Genomic DNA, 17,851 nt, shown 5'->3' on the forward strand with positions numbered 1-17,851 from the left:
CGCTCTGCCTTTCAACGCGATGAAGAGCGGCAACGAATGCCGATCGTCGATGCGCCTTACAAAAAGCTTACTCCGAAGCGCCCGAAGCGGCTTCAGCAGCAGCGGCCTTCTTGTGCGACTTCTTGTGCGACTTCTTCTTCATTGCCTTGTGAGCCGACGAAGCAGCAGCAGCCGGAGCAGCCGAAGCAGCTTCCGGAGCCGAAGCTTGTGCGAATGCAGCCGTTGCGAAGAGGCCAGCGATCAGAGCAGCGATCAGTTTGTTCATGTTGTGAATCCTCAGCTTGAGTTAATTAACCAAGTGACCCGGTTATTGGATCAGGTCGGTAAACGTGCCATCCACCTTTCGGTTGACAGGCGCGGTCGAGAAAATCGAATGAATTCGCGAACGCATCTGCCAGCGGTCCGGACCACGTCATGACGGCTTGCGCGCGCAAGGCGGGTACCTGAAGGCTGAATGCCGGATAGCTTCGGAGGGCATCTGCGTCGAATAACGCGCGGTCTCGCGAGGCGGTTGACGCGAAATTTCTATTTCGCTTGCAAATCACTGCAACGACAGCGAGCACGACGTCGCGCTATTTGCGTCGAATCAAAAAGTGCTTACGCAACAGTCATTTGGACGAGGGCGTGCGGCGTGCAGACTGCCATGGCGCGTCGGTGGGAACCTCGATGCTTGCGCCGGGGGCGAGGTCGAGCGAAAAAATATCGAGCGCACCGATCGCGACGCGCACGAGCCGCAGCGTGGGAAATCCGACGGCCGCTGTCATGCGACGGACCTGTCGGTTCTTGCCTTCGCTGATCGCGAGTTCGACCCATGTCGTGGGAATCGACGCACGGTAGCGAATGGGCGGGTTGCGCGGCCAGAGAGGTTCGGGGGAGGCAATCACCGTTGCGCGACAGGGCTGCGTCACGAAGTCGCCGAGATCCACGCCGCGTTCGAGCGTGGCAAGCGCCGCGGCATCGGGCTCGCCTTCGACCTGTGCCCAGTAGCGCTTCACGAGCTTGCGCCGCGGTTCGGCAATGCGTGCCTGGAGTGCGCCGTCGTCGGTGAGCAGCAGGAGCCCCTCGCTGTCCGCATCGAGCCGGCCGGCCGGATAGACGCCCGGTGTCCTGACCCAGTTGGCCAACGTCAGACGGGTTTCGTGCGGCGAAAACTGGCAAATCGTACCGAACGGTTTATTGAGGGCGATTAAGCGCATGGAAAGCGGGCGAGTCGTGAGTGATGGCTGTGGGGCGCGGCGGAATCTTAATGCATAACCCGCCCGATCGTATCGCGTGTCTTCTATAAGACATAAGACATCGACGTCTGCGCGGGAGTCCTGCCGGGTGGCACGCCATTGCAGGGCGTGGGCTAGAATAACGCCCAGACCGTCACGCGGACGGGCGGTGCGCAGCATGCGACGCTACATCTTCTCGCCGCGAGCATCGACCGCGCCGGCCGCGCAGCGCACGATTCGCTACTGCTACTACCAGCCAGGTCCCTAACTGGAGTCGATCATGCCGTATCAGCACATCAAGGTTCCGACGGACGGTGACAAGATCACCGTCAACGCGGATTTCTCGCTCAACGTCTCCGATCAGCCGATCATCCCGTATATCGAAGGCGACGGCACGGGCGTCGACATCACGCCGGTGATGATCAAGGTTGTCGACGCGGCGGTGGCGAAGGCCTACGGCGGCCAGCGCAAGCTGCACTGGATGGAGATCTACGCGGGCGAGAAAGCCACGCGTCTCTACGGCCCCGACGTGTGGCTGCCCGAGGAGACGCTCGACGCCGTGAAGGAGTATGTCGTCTCCATCAAGGGGCCGCTCACGACGCCGGTGGGCGGCGGCATCCGCTCGCTGAACGTGGCGCTGCGCCAGCAACTGGATCTCTACGTATGCCTGCGCCCCGTGCAGTACTTCAAGGGCGTGCCCTCGCCGGTGCGTGCGCCGGAGAAGGTCAACATGGTGATCTTCCGCGAGAACTCGGAAGACATCTACGCGGGCATCGAATGGCCGGCCGAATCGGAAGGCGCGAAGAAGATCATCAAGTTCCTGCGCGACGAGATGGGCGTGTCGAAGATCCGCTTTCCCGAGTCGTCGGGCCTCGGCATCAAGCCGGTCTCGCGCGAGGGCACCGACCGCCTCGTGCGCAAGGCGATCCAGTACGCGCTCGACAACGAGCGCCGCTCGGTGACGCTCGTGCACAAAGGCAACATCATGAAATTCACCGAAGGCGCATTCCGCGACTACGGCTATGCGCTCGCGCAGCGCGAGTTCGGCGCGGAACTGATCGACGACGGTCCGTGGATGAAAGTGAAGAACCCGAAGACGGGCGGCGACGTCGTCATCAAAGACGTGATTGCCGACGCGTTCCTGCAGCAGATCCTGTTGCGCCCCGCCGAATACGACGTGATCGCGACGCTGAACCTGAACGGCGACTATATCTCCGACGCGCTGGCGGCCCAGGTGGGTGGCATCGGCATTGCGCCGGGCGCCAACCTCTCGGACTCGGTGGCGATGTTCGAGGCCACGCACGGCACCGCGCCGAAGTATGCCGGCAAGGACTACGTCAATCCGGGCTCGGAGATTCTCTCGGCCGAAATGATGCTGCGCCACCTCGGCTGGACCGAGGCCGCCGATCTCATCATCGCTTCGATGGAGAAATCGATTCTCCAGAAGCGCGTGACCTATGACTTCGCACGCCTGATGGAAGGCGCGACGCAGGTGTCGTGCTCGGGATTCGGCCAGGTGATGATCGAAAATATGTAAATGAAATCGATGTGATCCGAAGAAGTCCGGTAAACCCCGATGTACACTATGTGTCGTCGGGGTTTTTGTTTTTCTTAGTCCGATAGCGTGTAGGGGAATCCATGTTTTTTGGAGGGGAAGTTGGCGGGGATTTACGCGCTAATCCACCTCCATTCACTCCATTGGGAGGGGGTATGAGCCGGGGCAGGCACTTCAATTATGTCTTGACGCCAACGCGCCTGAACAACGCGAAACCGAAAGAGAAGGCGTACAAGCTGGCTGATGGGGGCGGGTTGTTTGTGATGGTCCAGCCCGGTGGATCCAAGACGTGGGCATATCAATATCGGATGGACGGCAAACGGCGGGAGGTAACGATAGGCCGTTATCCTGAAATTGCCGTTGCCGACGCGCGTGACCGCCATGCGGAATATCGGGCAATGCTGGAGCAGGGGCAGGATCCGGCCGCGCACAAGCGAACCGACGAGGCTGAGAGGAAGGCTCGGGCGATCCTGACGGCCGGCGAAGGGCAGTTTAAGGCGTTCTCGCTCAAATGGCTGGACGAACGATTAGGTGGCAAATCCGACGGTTACCGTGCGCAAATGCGCTCGCTATTGGATCGGTTCGTATGGCCTGACATTGGCAGCAAGGCACTGGAGGATGTGAAGCCCGCCCATGTACTTGCAATTATTGAACAGAGGCGTGAGACCCCGAACACGGCGGAGAACGTGCGGGTGCTCATTCAACAGGTCTACAACTACGCGATCCAGAAACTGTTGGTTGAATCGAATCCGGCATTGCCGCTGTGCGGTGTCATCCGGGTTCCGAAGGCCGAGCACCATCGGCATCTGAACGAATCGGAACTGGGGGCCTTCTGGCGGGCGTTGGGCAAGCAGGGAGCGTATCCGTCCACAACGGCGGCGGCAAGATTGCTGATGTATAGCATGTGTCGCAAGGTTGAAGTGTTGCGCGCGAAGTGGCGGGAGTTCGACATCGACAAAGCGCAGTGGGATATCCCGGCCGAACGCATGAAGTCAAGACGCCCGCATCGCGTGTATTTGTCTGGTCAAGCGCTGGAGCTACTTGCTGTGCAACGGGCATTGACCGGTGACGGCGAGTATGTGTTTCCGTCCGCGTTCCGGGCGGTCGTGCCGATGGCTGATGCGACTCTCAATCACTTGTTCAAGCGTTTGGACTTTGGCGTTCCGGAGTTTTCCCCGCACGGCACGCGCGGTACCGCAGCGACGCTGTTGCGCGAACATGGCTTCGGTCGCGATGTAGTCGAGTTACTGTTGGCACACGCCGAGCGCAGCCTGACGGCCGCGAGCTATCACCATCACGAGTTGGAGATGGAACGGCGGCGTGCGTTGCAGTATCTGGCGGACGAGATTGACCGCCAAACGGCGATTTCTATGGCGGGTAACGTGGTGAGCATTACGGCGAGAAGCGCTTGAGGTCGATGAGCCGAAGGCGAGAAGTATTTGGCACGTGCATCGATCGAGGAGGCGTGAATGCCCGGATATGTAAAGTATGCACCGGACACATTGATCAAGCGTTACGACACAAAAGTCATAGGGAGGGGACGAGACATTCTTGAGCGCCTGATTACCCGTGCGGAAATGGATGGCGCATGGCGCACGCTCGGTAAACACGCGAGACACGCCGACCACGCCTGGTTGTTGTTTAGGGAAATAGTCGTCATTGAGGATGCAAGCCGCAAGCCGCCGACCAAACTGCGCTCGGCCGAGCGTGACGATTATTTGAAGATCGCAGGGCAAGCACAGGAGTTGTCGCTCGCCATAGCTGATGGTGCATTGGATCGGCGTGTATATGAGTTCTTCTCTTCTGAGGCAATGGATATCAATGGAATCGCCGGCTGGGAAAACTTGGACGGAATGACTCGCGTTACGTGTGCACACTCCCTGCTGCGCGAATGGCCTCCCATAATTGACATCTTGGACGCGCTCGCTCGTCAAGCTGAAAATCTCGCGAGCGAAGCGATGTTGAAATCCCGCGTTGTGGAGCGAGTGTCTGGGCAGTCAGATGACTTCCGCAAGCTGTATTTTGTGCGTGAACTCGCGAAATATATTGCGTCGGAGTATGCCAAATCGCTGCATAGCACCGTAGCGGATATTACCAATGTCGTTCTCGATACGAGTCTGATCGGGGTTGAAATATCGAAGATTGTCAAGCCCCCTAAGAAGGGCTAACTATGTGGTCTTGGGCGGATAGAGTGCCGAAGTCCGCCCCAATACGATGGTGCCTGTCTTCAGCCAACAACGGACGGCATCTATGTACCAACTACCTGAAACTGGCTATCTGCGCCTACGTCAGATCATCGGCGACTCGCGCGCTATTCCTCCAGTCCCAGCAATTATTCCCGTCAGCAAATCCACTTGGTGGGAGGGAGTTCGAACGGGGCGTTACCCGCCCGCAGTCAAGACGCTTGGCGTTCGGATCACGGCGTGGCGCGTCGAAGACATTCGAAAACTCATTCGTCAAACGGAAGGGGGCGGAGAATGAAGCATTCGAAACGTCTTCGCTCGGGCTACACCGCACAAAACTACGCGGATGATGTCGTGGCGGTGCTGCCGTTCGCTTTCACCGATTTGCATGAGTCAGGACGTATGACCACGTGCGCACATTGCGGGGACGTGCACGACGGATTCTGTTTTGCGATCCACAAAAGCGTAGACCAAGGGGTTATTACGGCAATCGAGATCGTTGCCGTGTGCGATATGTGCGCAGTAGATCCGCTGATTTCACCGCCAGAGCGGTGGCGCCACGTCGGGGAGACAAGCGGGTTATTCGTGGCTGAGGAGAACTGGCAGCTGTTCGCTGAACTGCTCAACGCCCTTTATGCTCCCGCGCAAGACAGAACGTGGAGGCTCGTATGACTACGGCCTCGGGTCGTCAGCGCGATGAACGCAAACTGGCCGTTATGCGTTACGCCGGTGAGACGGATATCACGGGCAAGCAGAACCATGGAACGTGGCTCCAAGTTTCGACGCTGTTGGCGAAGCGCGATATCCGTGTGAGGAAATCAGGTGCCGCGTTTGCACCAGTGAAGATGATGCCGGGGGCGACCAGAGCTAAAGACAACGTTGGGGCAATTTCGATGGCCGTCGCCGACATTGACACCGAGGGGCAGAAGGATAAGACGACGGGGCTAATTGTGTCTGTGACGAAGCGTGCGCCTATGCTGGAACTGCTTCGCCCCAACATCGACGGCTACACTTGGATCGCGCATTCGTCTCATGGGCACGAACCCAGGCGGCTCAACGGTATCGTCAAGTATCGGATCGTATTCCCCCTTTCCCGCGATTGCACCAAGGAGGAGTGGCCGGAGGTTTGGCAGGGGCTTAACGCCCTTCTCGATGGACACTGTGATCGCCAGTGTCGAGACCCTTCGCGCTTGTACTACTTGCCGAGTTGCCCGCCAGAAACGGCGTCCGACGCGTTCTGCGAAAGCAACACGGGGGCATGGCTCGATCCTGATTATTTGATCGCGCTTGGCCGCTCGATGGCCCCGCCGGCCCATGTGTCGTTTCCCGCGAATAACTTGACGGCGGGAGCAGGCGTTTCGGCTCCATTGGAAACGCCGGAGGAGATCGGGCGGGTCGAGTCGATGGTGGCGAGAATACCGGCAAATTGCGATCGTGAGCAGTGGCGCAATATTGTCTGGGCAATCGCCGCGACTGGCTGGAGCTGCGCCGAGAGCATCGCTCGCGAATGGAGCAGAACCGTGCCGGAGGTTTTTGACGAGGCCGAATTCGCGAAGATTTGGAAGTCTTTTAGACCGAATCGGGGCATCGGATTTGGCTCGTTGGTTCACTATGCGAAGCTTGCCGGTTGGCAAGCGGAGGGGACGCCGCAACGCGTTGCCGAGATTGATGATGGTGCCACTGGCGACATCCGAAACGGAAAGATTTACGCGCATCTGAATGTGAACAGATTGTTGTTTGTCCACGAAACCGATGACGTTCTGAGCTTTGAAGACGGCGTTGGCTGGGTGCATGCGTCGCCGGGTGAGGATGTACGAGCAGCTAAGTCGGCAATTGCTGAACTTCGTTCCTATGCCGCCCAACGATGGCAGGCGGCCCCCGATGACGTTAAGACCAAGCGCCTTATGGCGCATGTTGAGCGAAGCAGCACCGAGCAACGAATTAATTCGATGGTCAAGCTGGCGCAGTCTGAACCGGGCATGACCGTTCGACTGAACGAGTTGGATGCTGATCCTATGTTGCTCGGCGTGGCGAACGGCGTGCTTGATCTCCGATCCGGCCAGCTTTTGGCGGTTGTCCCATCGTTGAAAGTGACCAAGCGTTGTGCCGTTGCGTTTGATTCAAATGCTGTGGCACCAACCCTTGACGCCTTCATCGAGCGTATCACGAGGGGGAAGCCGGATCTTGCGCCGTTTCTCCGGCGGCTCGCAGGATATTCCTTGACTGGCGACGTGCGTGAGCAGTGTTTTGCGTTTCTGTACGGTCTGGGCCGTAACGGAAAGACGACATACGCCGAGCTACTTCGTTGGCTGCTGGGTGACTATGCCGTTGTGCTTCCGACGACGACTTTGATGCTTGCGAAGCGTGATCCCGGTGCCGCCAGCCCGGATCTCATGTTGCTCAAGGGGCGTCGTCTCGCGCTCGCATCGGAACTGGAGGAAAGTGCTCGCTTTGCTGAGGCCACGATCAAGGGTATGACCGGCGGCGATACGATGCAGGCGAGAAATCCGTATGGATCGTATGTTGAGTGGGCACCGACGCACAAGCTGATGATTGTCGGCAACCACCGGCCGGTTATTTCGGGCGGTGATCATGGGATATGGCGTCGAGTCCGATTGGTTCCGTTTGAAGAAACTATCAGCGACGCCGAGTGCGACGAGAAATTATCGGAGAAGCTGCGCGGAGAGGGTGCGGGCGTTTTGAACTGGGCGCTAGCCGGGTTGCGGGACTGGCAGCGGCAGGGGTTGAATCCACCAGCGGAGGTGAGAGCCGCTGGGGCCGCCTATCAGACTGACATGGACATGCTCGGGCAGTGGGTTGATGAGCACGTGGATTTCGTTGCGGGGGCGATCACGCCGACGGCTGAACTCTACAGGGCATATTCGGTATGGGCGCGCGAGTCGGGCTACAAGCATCCGATGACACGGCAAGCCTTCGGTCGGCGGCTGGTGGAGCGGAATATTCCGATAGTTAAGGCAGGCAGCGGCAACAAATGCGCCAGCGGGATTGCGTTGAACAGCGCGGGCAAACAGGCGGCCATGCGAAACCTCTGACTCGCCGCCGGATGATCCGGATGATTTTCTCGTGTTTCAGGATCTTTTCTCTATGTCTTTCTCATAGGGGAGTTACTGAAAATGGCATGAAATCGTCCGGATCATCCGGAGGAGGGGCGTCATTGAAGAGTTATCGTCGGAAGTGGTGTATGCGGCGTAGGGAGGAGGCAGGAGAAGGCGGTGGCGATTGATGGAGAATGTTGCTTTCCACGGTAACACTTCCTCAATCGAACTCCACCACCATGGCGAAACATACGCAGGAAACGAGCAGCAGTCAAACAGCAGAACCGCAATTTGAGGGCGCACCCGGCCTGGACGATCTGATCCAGCAAGGGGCGCGGCGGATCATCCAGCAGGCAATCGAGGCGGAACTGGCGGCGATGCTCGAGCAATATTCGAATGTGAAGACGATGGACGGCCGGCGCGCGGTCGTGCGCAACGGCTACCTGCCAGAGCGCGAGATCGTCACGGCGGTAGGCCCGGTGCCGGTCAAGGTACCGAAGGTTCGCGACCGCTCGAGCTCCGGCATCAAGTTCAATTCGACGATCGTGCCGCCCTATGTGCGCAAGTCGCCGCGCGTGTCATCGTCGCTGCCGTGGCTGTACCTGCGAGGCGTCTCAACCGGCGACATGGGCGACGCACTGTCCGAGCTGCTCGGCGAGCAGGCTAAAGGGCTGTCAGCGAGCGTCGTGAGCCGCCTGAAGGCCGCATGGTCAGAAGAGTACGAGAAGTGGAACAAGCGCGACCTGTCCGCCTCGCGCTGGGTCTACTGGTGGGCCGACGGCATCCATACTCAAGCCCGCACAGAGGATTCGGACGGGCAGTGCCTGCTCGTGATCATCGGCGTGAAACCGGACGGCGGCAAGGAGCGCGTTGCGCTCAGCGACGGTTACCGCGAGTCGAAACAGTCGTGGATTGAACTGCTGCTCGATCTGAAAGCGCGCGGCCTGCAGGCGCCGCCACTGCTCGCGGTTGGTGACGGCGCGATGGGACTATGGGCGGCACTCGATGAGGTGTTCCCGCAAACGCGACATCAGCGCTGCTGGTTTCATAAGGTCGGAAATATCCTCAACGCGATGCCCAAATCGCAGCACGGCAAGGCCAAGGCGGCGCTCGCAGAGATCTGGAATGCCGCGACGCGCGCCGATGCGATTGTTGCGTTCAATCAGTTCGTCGACGTGTACGCGGCCAAGTACCCGAAGGCTGTCGAGAAGCTCACGAAGGATCGAGACGCACTGCTCACGTTCTACGATGTCCCTGCGGAGCACTGGCAGCATGTGCGGACCACGAATCCGATCGAATCGACGTTTGCGACGGTACGCCATCGCACGAGCCGCACGCGCAACTGTCTGTCGCGCGCGACCTTCCTGGCGATGGCGTTCAAGCTGATTGAAGCGGCCGGGCAGACCTGGAGGAAGATTCGCAGCGCCGAGAAAATTGATCAGCTTCTGAAGGGCGTTCCGTTCAAAGACGGAAACCCGGTGATTGAAAGCACACCGGCTCCTCAAGCGCTGGCCGCCTGATCATGCCGTCCCGCCCGTACACCACTATTGACGATTGCTCGTCATTGAATGTGTAACGACCTAACCACCACCGAAAAAACAGCATGAGCGCCTACATCAAGCGGCTAACTAGCCTCGTGGCAGACTGCGAGCCGGTCAAATCGTCGCTGCGGCAGCAGTTCGCAGAGTGGTTTGCCGCCTTGCCGGAAATTACACGGAATCGTCCGTTTTCGATGGTTGAATTCGAGGCCGCGCTCAACACTCAGGGGAAATACATTAGCCCCGTGCTGTTGGAGCTTGGCTGGCAGCGCAAGCGCCGATGGAGTTCACGGGGACAGTATCACCGCTTCTGGGTACCCCCGCGTACTGCCCCAGAATCTTCTGTGCTCCTCCATCCGTAAGCATTCGGACAGGTGGCGCATCGTAGTATGCGGATCGATTCCGTTTGCCGGGGATCGTACCTATCTCAGCCAGCAACGTTTCCCGGCTCGATCTCGAAACTCGTGGAGCATTTCGCACACGTTACCTCCAAGCGAACGCCGCTCGGGATTCTCAGACGCTGTTGGCAGGACGGGCAATTGACTATGATTTTGGTCGTCTCGGTCGGTGCTGCCTGAGTGTTTGTCTCTGCCGTATTGGCAGGGCCGCTCTCAATGTCTGGCGTTGACAGGTCGGCGACTCCGGATCGTAAGGCAATCTCCTGACTTAGATTCTCGATGATCCAATCCCGCCGAATCAAGCCCCGTGCTTGTTGATTTTTTGCTTGTTGCAGCAAAAAATTTAAGGAGGCTTTCACTTCTGGGGCGTTAGGGACCGCAGAAAAGCTCTTGATGTAGTCGGTTATGTAGTAAACGGCCAACTCGTCTGCGCTTAGTTCCCCTTCCCATTGGAGTCCGATGAGCCGGACCTTCTCACTATTTTCGTGATCGAGGGCGAGCCCATACGTCTTGGCCAAGATCATGACCGCTTTGCCGCTCGTCAGCCCGGTCCCGAATGCGCGAAACCCGCGTTGCATTTTTGTAAGCATGATCAGTCGCCTCCGTGCAGTCGATTTCCAGCTCAGGGGAAGTCGAGCAATTACTGCGTTGATATGCGGGTGCCGGGAATTGCTTCGTCATAGATTCGACACAGTCCAGCGGCGGGTGGATCTTCAATCCTATTTTGGGATTATCCCGATACGGGTTTAATTAATCAAGGCTCCCCAGTCCACATGGTCAGCCTTGGTGAAGTCCACCCACACACCACAATATCGGCTCATGCTCGATCGCCTGATTGCTGCTCGAAAGGAGCGCGGTATCAGCCAAGCGGAGTTAGCTGCACGCCTTGGCCGTCCTCAGTCGTTCATCGCCAAGATTGAGGGCGGTGAGCGTCGTATCGACGTTATAGAGTTTTTGGAGCTTGCTCGTCTGCTGGGTGTTCGTCCCGGAAGCATTTTGGAAGAGTTGGGCTAGAGGACAGTCGGCAAGCTAGGGATGTATGCCTGATACTTGTATTTGCAACAATTTCGGATTCCCCGCAAATTTTCTATGGGCGCACCTGCAAATTACCCCCTGTGCCCCTTATGTATTCCCCCCCCGGGGGGGATGGGGGCCGGGCAAAGAATTCTTTCCCGCCAAAGGTGGCTGAGAGCCACAGCGGAAGTTCGTGCTGTTGGACTCATTGTTCGCCGGGGATCGAGCACGATGGGAGGGGAATTGGGAGGGGATTTCGAAGTGCGTATGTTACCGATGCAGGGCCGACAACACTTCGCTGGCTATTTGCACAGAATGATCGAATGTGAGCCCGCTCCGGGCCCGAACGCGAAGTTTGGGCCCGGGTGCATCGATACCCCCGTCGCGCGCCGCCGGCTTTCCGAATGAACCTTGTTTTCCGCTTCCTGCTTGTGTGCGCCTTCGCGCTGCTGGGCATGCGCACAGCTACGGCGTGCGGGCACGAAGCGCCGGTGTCGGATGGCGAGCGCGTCGTCGCCGGTGCCCACGCGCTCGTCAAGGCCGCGTGCCATGAAGCGCATGGCGCCTGCGACGCGGATTGCTGTGTCGTCAGTTGTGCCATGCATTGCGTTTTGCCGACCACCGGTTTGTGCTTCGACACCGAACCAGGCGCCGGCGCGCAAGTTGTCTCGTTGTCCGAACCTTTGCGTGCCGGCATCACGCACGCGCCGCCGCTGCCTCCTCCGATCGTCTGATAGGTGATTCCCGTGCTCTTCACGAGCGCGGCTCAACGCCGGTTTCGCGCCTGCCACGTTCAGGCGCGACCCACGATCACGCGCGCGGCACGCGCTTCAGCTCGCGCCGCGCAAGACGCTTGAAGGAGGATTTCAACGATGCGAAGACGCGCATTCCTGTCCGGCGCCCTGGGCGCCGCGATTGCTTCCCTGTACGCACGCACCCCCTACGCGCAGGACGATAGTCATGCGATACCCATGCAACCTGACGCATCCGGCATGGCCGGCATGCAGGGCATGCAGGGCATGCCGCACGGCGCGATGCCGGCGCACACGCCGCTTGCCGCCGCCGATGCGTTGCAGGCCGGTGCGCCGCTCCCCGCGTTGCGCAGGCTTGCCAACGAAAGCCGCGAGCCGGGGCATTTCCGCTCGACCCTCGTCGCGCATCCTTTTGCGCGGCCCCTGCTGCCGGGACAGCCCGATACGCTGTTCTGGCAATACGATGCCGGAGCCGGCGCTGCCGATTCCGGCGGGCCGGTAGTCGGTCCGCTCATCGACGTGCACGAAGGCGACACGGTCGAAATCCGCTTCGTGAACAATCTGTCGCAGCCTTCTACCATCCATTGGCACGGCCTGCCCGTACCGCCGGACCAGGACGGCAACCCGTCCGATCCGGTCGCGCCGGGCGCCGAACGGACCTATCGATTTACGCTGCCGGCGGGCAGTGCCGGCACGTACTGGTATCACCCGCATCCCCACATGATGACGGCGGAGCAGGTGTTCCGCGGGCTGGCGGGTCCGATTGTCGTGCGTGCCGCCGACGATCCGCTCGCCTCGTGGCCCGAGCGCCACCTCTTCGTGTCCGACCTGAAGCTCGCCGCCGACGGCACGATTGCGCCGAACAGCATGATGGACTGGATGAACGGACGCGAAGGGCAGTTCGCGCTCGTCAATGGCGCACGGCGTCCGCGGATCGACGTGATGCAGGACGAACGCTGGCGTGTCTGGAACGGCTGCAGCGCGCGCTATCTGTTGCTGGCGTTCGACGACGGGCGTCCGTTCGCGCAGGTCGGCACCGACGGCGGCCTGCTCGGCGCGCCCAGGGAAGGGGTGACCTCGCTGCTGCTTGCGCCGGGCGAACGCGCGGAACTGATCGTGCGTGCCGGTGCGCGGGCTTCGGGCGCCCGGCTGGTGGCCGCGCAATACGACCGCCGCAAGATGGCGATGATGGGCGGCAGTCTGCCGCCCGATGCGGCGCTCGTGCTGGCCGACGTGCGCTTTGTGCCGGGCGTCGCTACGCCGGGAGCCGCTGCCGCATCGCCCGAACTGCCCGCGCGGCTTCGGTCGATCGCGCCGCTCGGGCCGGCTCGGACGCGCAAATCGGTCGTGTTCAGCGAAGCCATGGATATGGCAGCAATGCACCAGCCGGGTGCATCCGCACGTCCGATGCCCCGCGGCATGCATTTTCTGGTGAATGGGGCGACGTATGACCCGGACCGCGTGACGCTAACGAGCCGCCGCGGCGAAGTCGAGGAATGGTCTATCGAGAATCGCGCGGACATGGATCATCCGTTCCACCTGCACGGAACGCAGTTTCAGATCGTGGCGCGGGAGCGGGCGGGGACGCGCGCCGAGGAGCCCTTGCTGGCGTGGCGCGATACCGTGAACGTCGAGCCGGGCGAAACGGTATGGATCGCTACGGTTCAGCGCGATGCGGGCGACCGCATGTTCCACTGCCACATCCTCGAGCACGAGGACCTCGGCATGATGGGGACGCTGCGCGTAACCTGATTTCTTGCAGGATCGCAGCAGGACCACAAAGAAATGTCACAAAAAGGAAACCCGGCCGGAGCCGGGTTTCCAAGGTACGGGTACCGAACAGATCAGGCTGCTGCCTGAATGTTCGATGCCTGTTTGCCCTTCGGGCCTTGCACGACCTCGAAGCTCACCTTCTGACCTTCTTTGAGGGTCTTGAAGCCATTCATCTGGATGGCCGAGAAGTGAGCGAACAGATCCTCGCCGCCTTCATCCGGCGTGATGAATCCGAAACCCTTCGCGTCGTTGAACCACTTGACCGTACCGGTTGCCATACCTACTTCCCCTGTAACTCATGTCACTACCACGAGCAGTTCGAAAAGCTTAACGATCGTTTGTTGCGATCGCCCCCTCCTCACAAGCTCACCAACGGCATTTTTTCGAGTTTGAGACGGTTGAAAAAAGTGCCAGCTTGATTGTTGGGGCTCTTTATTCTGTTGTCAAGAGCAATTTGAGATGCACTGCGACGCGTTGTAAAGAGCGCATTTCCAGGGTTTTTCCCGCTTTTCTTGCGCGTTGGACAGAGGCGAGCGATGCGTCTTGAAAAGTCGCATAATCGACGCACATGAGATGCGTTGCAGTGCGGAAATTTTGTGTTTGCGTGCGGACGCCGACAGTGGGCGCCAACGGCGCGGCGCAGGTTGTGCGATACTGATTTCGAGGTTGGCGCGAAAGCTGCTGGACGAGCCGCAACAGGCAAAGAACGCAGCAATCGATTCAGTATCGAGGTTAAAAAAAGGGGCCGGCCCGCAGCCGGTCGTGGCCAGATGGGAGCTTCGCATGCGCAGGTATTGCGGCAGTGGATTCACCGGCTGGCCGGTCGGGTTTCGGCAGGATTGCGGGCCTGTCCGAGTTGTTTAGAATGGGTGTATGGCGATTATCCCGGACAAGCAGGACTCAACCATACTGGAGCGGCAGGAACAGCAGGTCAAACCGCCCTCCATGTACAAGGTCGTGCTGATGAATGACGACTACACGCCGATGGAATTCGTCGTGATGGTCGTGCAGGAATACTTCAACAAGGACCGCGAGACCGCAACACAGATCATGTTGAAGGTTCACCGCGAAGGCAGGGGCATTTGTGGGGTCTATACGCGAGATATCGCGTCGACCAAAGTTGAGCAAGTCGTTACCCACGCACGGCAAGCGGGGCACCCGCTGCAGTGTGTGATGGAGGAAGCATGATTGCCCAGGAACTGGAAGTCAGCCTGCACATGGCGTTCATGGAAGCACGTCAGGCGCGGCATGAGTTCATTACGGTGGAGCATTTGCTGCTGGCGCTGTTGGATAACCCAACAGCGGCGGAAGTGCTGCGTGCGTGTGCCGCCAATATCGAAGACTTGCGGCAGAACCTGCGCAACTTCATTCACGACAACACGCCCACGGTTCCCGGCACGGACGACGTCGACACGCAACCCACGCTTGGTTTCCAGCGTGTGATCCAGCGCGCGATCATGCACGTCCAGTCCACTTCGAACGGCAAGAAGGAAGTCACGGGCGCGAACGTGCTCGTCGCGATCTTCGGCGAAAAGGATTCGCACGCGGTGTACTACCTGCAGCAGCAAGGTGTCACGCGTCTGGACGTGGTGAATTTCATTTCGCACGGCATAGCGAAGACGAGCAGCGGCGAAGCCGCCAAGGCGAGCGACGCCAACGCGGAAGCCGAAGACGCCGCTGGCCAGAAGGAAACGCCGCTCGCCCAGTTCACGCAGAACCTGAACCAGATGGCGAAGGACGGCCGCATCGATCCGCTGATCGGGCGCGAGCTGGAAGTCGAGCGCGTGGTGCAGGTGCTGTGCCGCCGCCGCAAGAACAATCCGCTGCTCGTGGGCGAGGCCGGTGTCGGCAAGACCGCAATCGCGGAAGGTCTCGCCTGGCGCATTACGCGCGGCGAAGTGCCGGACATCCTCGCCGACGCGCAGGTGTACTCGCTCGACATGGGCGCGCTGCTCGCGGGCACCAAGTATCGCGGCGACTTCGAGCAGCGTCTGAAGACGGTGCTGAAGGAACTCAAGGAGCGTCCGCACGCGATTCTCTTCATCGACGAAATTCACACGCTGATCGGCGCGGGCGCCGCTTCGGGCGGCACGCTCGACGCGTCGAATCTTTTGAAGCCGGCGCTTTCGTCGGGCACGCTCAAGTGCATCGGCGCGACGACGTTCACCGAATACCGCGGCATCTTCGAAAAGGACGCGGCGCTTTCGCGGCGCTTCCAGAAGGTGGATGTGGTCGAGCCGACCGTCGAACAGACCGTCGCGATCCTGCGCGGGCTGAAGTCGCGTTTCGAGGAGCACCACGGCGTGAAGTATTCGTCGGGCGCCTTGAACGCAGCCGCTGAACTGTCGGCGCGCTTCATCACCGACCGTCATCTGCCCGACAAGGCGATCGACGTGATCGACGAAGCGGGCGCGGCGCAGCGCATCCTGCCGAAGTCGAAACAGAAGAAGACCATCGGCAAGAGCGAGATCGAAGAGATCATCTCGAAGATCGCGCGCGTGCCGGCGCAGAGCGTGTCGCAGGACGACCGCAGCAAGCTGCAGACGCTCGACCGCGATCTGAAGTCGGTGGTGTTCGGCCAGGATCCGGCCATCGATGCGCTTTCGGCTTCGATCAAGATGGCGCGCGCGGGCCTCGGCAAGACCGACAAGCCTATTGGCTCGTTCCTGTTCTCGGGTCCGACCGGCGTCGGCAAGACCGAAGTGGCGCGGCAGCTCGCGTTCACGCTCGGTATCGAGCTGATCCGCTTCGACATGTCCGAATACATGGAGCGCCATGCGGTGAGCCGCCTGATTGGCGCGCCTCCGGGCTACGTCGGGTTCGATCAAGGCGGTCTCCTTACCGAAGCCGTCACGAAGAAGCCGCACTGCGTGCTGTTGCTCGACGAAATCGAGAAGGCGCACCCCGACATCTTCAACGTGCTGCTGCAGGTGATGGACCACGGCACGCTGACCGACAACAACGGCCGCAAGGCGGACTTCCGCAACGTCATCATCATCATGACGACGAACGCGGGCGCCGAGTCGATGAACAAGGCAACGATCGGCTTCACGACCCGGCGCGAGCAGGGCGACGAGATGGCCGACATCAAGCGCCTGTTCACGCCCGAGTTCCGCAACCGGCTCGATCAGACGATCAGCTTCCGTTCGCTCGATGAGGAAATCATCATGCGCGTGGTCGACAAGTTCCTCATGCAGCTCGAAGATCAACTGCACGAGAAGAAGGTCGATGCGCTCTTCACCGACGCGCTGCGCAAGCATCTCGCGAAGCACGGCTTCGATCCGCTGATGGGCGCGCGCCCGATGCAGCGCCTGATTCAGGATACGATCCGCCGCGCGCTGGCCGACGAACTGCTGTTCGGCAAGCTCATGAACGGCGGCCGCGTGACCGTGGACGTGGATGCGGAGGACAAGGTTCAGCTCACGTTCGACGAGCAGCCGCCTGCCCCGCGCAATCCGAACCCGGAAGCGGTCGAAGTAGAATAAGCGGTTCGTTTCGGCTTCACTCGAAGAGAAACGGCGCGGACGTTATGGTCCACGCCGTTTTGTTTTTTGCGCACGCCGCTCGCGGAGATGACGGTCGCTCATCTCACCTCCGGCTCGTTCGGTGCCTACGCCGAGCACTATATCGGGCCGCTGGCGGGCTTCGTCGTGCGCTATGCGTACTGGTCGGTACGGCCTTCACGCGCGAATTCCGCATGACGCTTGCCTATGGCCTTGCGTTTCTCGCGGTGCTCGTGATCGTCTATGCGCTGTGGTATCGGCATCGCGCGGTGCCCGCGGGCGCAACGCGGCCGGACGCCTCGGCTTGATCCTGGCGCAACGCCCAGGAAGCAAAAAAGCGCGCCATGGCGCGCTTTTTCGTTGGAGCCTGAAGCCGCAGCTTAGTGCTTGCCCGTGCTGCCAAAGCCACCGGTGCCGCGCTCGCTCGCATCGAAATCGTCGACGATATTGAAGTGCGCCTGCACGACCGGCACGATCACGAGCTGCGCGAGGCGTTCGAGCGGATTGAGCGTAAACGTGGTGTGGCCGCGGTTCCAGGTCGAGATCATCAGTTCGCCCTGGTAATCCGAGTCGATCAGGCCGACGAGGTTGCCCAGCACGATGCCGTGCTTGTGGCCGAGGCCCGAGCGCGGCAGGATTAGTGCAGCAAAACCCGGATCGGCGACGTGGATGGCGAGGCCCGTCGGCACGAGCTTCGTTTCGCCCGGTTCGAGCGTAAGCGGCGCTTCGATGCAGGCGCGCAGGTCGAGCCCTGCGCTGCCCGTCGTTGCGTATTGGGGTAGCTGGTCGCGCATGCGCTCGTTCAGGATCTTGATGTCGATTTTCATGGGCTAGAGAGTGTCCGGCCGGGTCGGCCTTGCAGGTC

The 17,851-nt window shown here is 60.3% G+C and carries 18 protein-coding genes; 13 read left to right on the plus strand and 5 right to left on the minus strand.

The annotated features are described in order from the left end of the window. Positions 1-67: 67 nt before the first annotated feature. Positions 68-265: a hypothetical protein gene (locus WJ542_RS07800; RefSeq protein ID WP_411188724.1), complete on the minus strand. Its 198-nt coding sequence runs from the start codon at positions 263-265 to the stop codon at positions 68-70. A gap of 343 nt (positions 266-608) precedes the next feature. Beyond that, positions 609-1,196: a pseudouridine synthase gene (locus WJ542_RS07805; protein WP_411188725.1), complete on the minus strand. Its 588-nt coding sequence runs from the start codon at positions 1,194-1,196 to the stop codon at positions 609-611. A 298-nt stretch (positions 1,197-1,494) separates the two neighbouring features. On the opposite strand from WJ542_RS07805, the gene icd reads away from it, so the two are divergent. The 7 genes from icd to WJ542_RS07840 all read left to right on the plus strand — a co-directional run bounded on the left by icd (position 1,495) and on the right by WJ542_RS07840 (position 9,908). Beyond that, a complete protein-coding gene (gene icd, locus WJ542_RS07810) occupies positions 1,495-2,751 on the plus strand; it encodes an NADP-dependent isocitrate dehydrogenase (protein WP_411188726.1) in 1,257 nt (418 codons plus the stop codon). Positions 2,752-2,924: 173 nt separating this feature from the next. Next, entirely contained in the window at positions 2,925-4,181 is a 1,257-nt protein-coding gene (locus tag WJ542_RS07815; protein ID WP_411188727.1) for a tyrosine-type recombinase/integrase, read from the plus strand. A gap of 57 nt (positions 4,182-4,238) precedes the next feature. Beyond that, entirely contained in the window at positions 4,239-4,937 is a 699-nt protein-coding gene (locus WJ542_RS07820) for a hypothetical protein (RefSeq protein ID WP_411188728.1), read from the plus strand. Positions 4,938-5,246: 309 nt separating this feature from the next. Next, the gene (locus WJ542_RS07825) at positions 5,247-5,624 is read left to right on the plus strand and encodes a hypothetical protein (protein ID WP_411188729.1); all 378 of its coding nucleotides are present in this window, start codon (positions 5,247-5,249) and stop codon (positions 5,622-5,624) included. Further along, positions 5,621-8,005, plus strand: coding sequence for a phage/plasmid primase, P4 family (locus WJ542_RS07830; RefSeq protein WP_411188730.1), 2,385 nt, complete (start codon positions 5,621-5,623; stop codon positions 8,003-8,005). Before WJ542_RS07825 ends, WJ542_RS07830 begins: the two co-directional genes overlap by 4 nt. Before the next feature lie 242 nt (positions 8,006-8,247). After that, positions 8,248-9,528: an IS256 family transposase gene (locus WJ542_RS07835; protein WP_411188333.1), complete on the plus strand. Its 1,281-nt coding sequence runs from the start codon at positions 8,248-8,250 to the stop codon at positions 9,526-9,528. Positions 9,529-9,611: 83 nt separating this feature from the next. Further along, entirely contained in the window at positions 9,612-9,908 is a 297-nt protein-coding gene (locus tag WJ542_RS07840) for a hypothetical protein (protein ID WP_411188731.1), read from the plus strand. A 65-nt stretch (positions 9,909-9,973) separates the two neighbouring features. On the opposite strand, the gene WJ542_RS07845 is transcribed toward WJ542_RS07840, so the two are convergent. Continuing rightward, complete coding sequence (locus tag WJ542_RS07845) at positions 9,974-10,534, minus strand: zinc ribbon domain-containing protein (RefSeq protein WP_411188732.1); 561 nt, start codon at positions 10,532-10,534, stop codon at positions 9,974-9,976. 229 nt (positions 10,535-10,763) lie between these two features. Here WJ542_RS07845 and WJ542_RS07850 point away from each other — a divergent pair, with 229 nt between their 5' ends. From WJ542_RS07850 to WJ542_RS07860, 3 genes are all read left to right on the plus strand, one after another. Beyond that, positions 10,764-10,958, plus strand: coding sequence for a helix-turn-helix domain-containing protein (locus WJ542_RS07850; RefSeq protein WP_411188733.1), 195 nt, complete (start codon positions 10,764-10,766; stop codon positions 10,956-10,958). A gap of 404 nt (positions 10,959-11,362) precedes the next feature. Further along, positions 11,363-11,692 (plus strand): hypothetical protein, encoded by a 330-nt coding sequence (locus WJ542_RS07855; protein WP_411188734.1) that lies wholly within the window; start codon positions 11,363-11,365, stop codon positions 11,690-11,692. 138 nt (positions 11,693-11,830) lie between these two features. Next, a complete protein-coding gene (locus tag WJ542_RS07860; protein WP_411188735.1) occupies positions 11,831-13,462 on the plus strand; it encodes a multicopper oxidase family protein in 1,632 nt (543 codons plus the stop codon). A 92-nt stretch (positions 13,463-13,554) separates the two neighbouring features. Here WJ542_RS07860 and cspD read toward each other — a convergent pair whose 3' ends face one another. Next, positions 13,555-13,761 carry a cold shock domain-containing protein CspD gene (cspD, locus tag WJ542_RS07865; protein WP_017776809.1) on the minus strand — a complete coding sequence of 69 codons (207 nt, stop codon included), beginning with the start codon at positions 13,759-13,761 and terminating at the stop codon, positions 13,555-13,557. 595 nt (positions 13,762-14,356) lie between these two features. On the opposite strand from cspD, the gene clpS reads away from it, so the two are divergent. The 3 genes from clpS (at position 14,357) to WJ542_RS07880 (ending at position 17,184) form a co-directional block, all read left to right on the plus strand. Further along, positions 14,357-14,671, plus strand: a complete 315-nt coding sequence (gene clpS / locus WJ542_RS07870; RefSeq protein ID WP_027794151.1) for an ATP-dependent Clp protease adapter ClpS — start codon at positions 14,357-14,359, stop codon at positions 14,669-14,671. Next, positions 14,668-16,968 carry an ATP-dependent Clp protease ATP-binding subunit ClpA gene (gene clpA, locus WJ542_RS07875; protein ID WP_411188736.1) on the plus strand — a complete coding sequence of 767 codons (2,301 nt, stop codon included), beginning with the start codon at positions 14,668-14,670 and terminating at the stop codon, positions 16,966-16,968. The genes clpS and clpA overlap by 4 nt, the downstream gene beginning before the upstream one ends. Positions 16,969-17,055: 87 nt before the next feature. Continuing rightward, a complete protein-coding gene (locus WJ542_RS07880; RefSeq protein WP_411190599.1) occupies positions 17,056-17,184 on the plus strand; it encodes a hypothetical protein in 129 nt (42 codons plus the stop codon). A gap of 182 nt (positions 17,185-17,366) precedes the next feature. Here the strand turns inward: WJ542_RS07880 and dut are convergent, their stop codons facing one another. Continuing rightward, positions 17,367-17,813 (minus strand): dUTP diphosphatase, encoded by a 447-nt coding sequence (dut, locus tag WJ542_RS07885; RefSeq protein ID WP_411188737.1) that lies wholly within the window; start codon positions 17,811-17,813, stop codon positions 17,367-17,369. Positions 17,814-17,851: the final 38 nt, after the last annotated feature.

It is taken from the genome of Paraburkholderia yinzeri (assembly GCF_046581065.1).
In the GTDB taxonomy this organism is placed as follows: domain Bacteria; phylum Pseudomonadota; class Gammaproteobacteria; order Burkholderiales; family Burkholderiaceae; genus Paraburkholderia.